The following is a 261-nucleotide window of genomic DNA, read 5'->3' on the forward strand; positions in this document are numbered from 1 at the left end:
CTGCGTGCCACTTCCTGTGCGACACCAAGGCATGATCGACCTCTCGGCTCCCGCTATCGAGGTCGCCCCGCTCCTACTCGGGGCAACGATCTGGCGCGGCCCGGTGGGGATCCGTCTCACCGAAGTCGAGGCGTACATGGGACTCGACGACCCAGCATCCCATGCCTTTCGTGGGCCAACCCCGCGCGCCCGCGTGATGTTCGGGCCGCCTTCTCACATATACGTGTACTTGTCTTACGGCATGCATCGCTGCGTGAACCT

At 64.0% G+C, this 261-nt stretch carries 1 protein-coding gene; it reads left to right on the forward strand.

Features of this window, described 5'->3' with window-relative positions; translation table 11 throughout:
- Window positions 1-31: 31 nt before the first annotated feature.
- On the forward strand, window positions 32-261 hold a 230-nt coding region (locus CUZ56_RS16390; protein ID WP_204250957.1), incomplete at its 3' end, for a DNA-3-methyladenine glycosylase.

It is taken from the genome of Saezia sanguinis, assembly GCF_003991585.1.
In the GTDB taxonomy this organism is placed as follows: Bacteria; Pseudomonadota; Gammaproteobacteria; order Burkholderiales; family Burkholderiaceae_C; genus Saezia; species Saezia sanguinis.